Raw genomic sequence first — 311 nt, 5'->3', positions numbered from 1 at the left:
ACCAGTGAATCAAGCAATTCGTGTGGGAGCTTATGAGAAAGCCGGGATCTTCGATTAAGGAGGTGATCCAGCCGCAGGTTCCCCTACGGCTACCTTGTTACGACTTCACCCCAGTCATGAATCACTCCGTGGTAACCGTCCCCCCGAAGGTTAGACTAGCTACTTCTGGAGCAACCCACTCCCATGGTGTGACGGGCGGTGTGTACAAGGCCCGGGAACGTATTCACCGTGACATTCTGATTCACGATTACTAGCGATTCCGACTTCACGCAGTCGAGTTGCAGACTGCGATCCGGACTACGATCGGTTTT

1 rRNA gene is annotated in these 311 nt (G+C 53.4%); it reads right to left on the bottom strand.

Features of this window, described 5'->3' with window-relative positions:
* Positions 1 to 55: 55 nt before the first annotated feature.
* Positions 56 to 311 (bottom strand): 16S ribosomal RNA (locus DK254_RS05670); the annotation flags it as partial.

Source organism: Pseudomonas sp. RW407, assembly GCF_003176655.1.
Classification (GTDB): domain Bacteria; phylum Pseudomonadota; class Gammaproteobacteria; order Pseudomonadales; family Pseudomonadaceae; genus Pseudomonas; species Pseudomonas delhiensis.
This window is presented reverse-complemented; position numbering and strand designations above follow the sequence as displayed.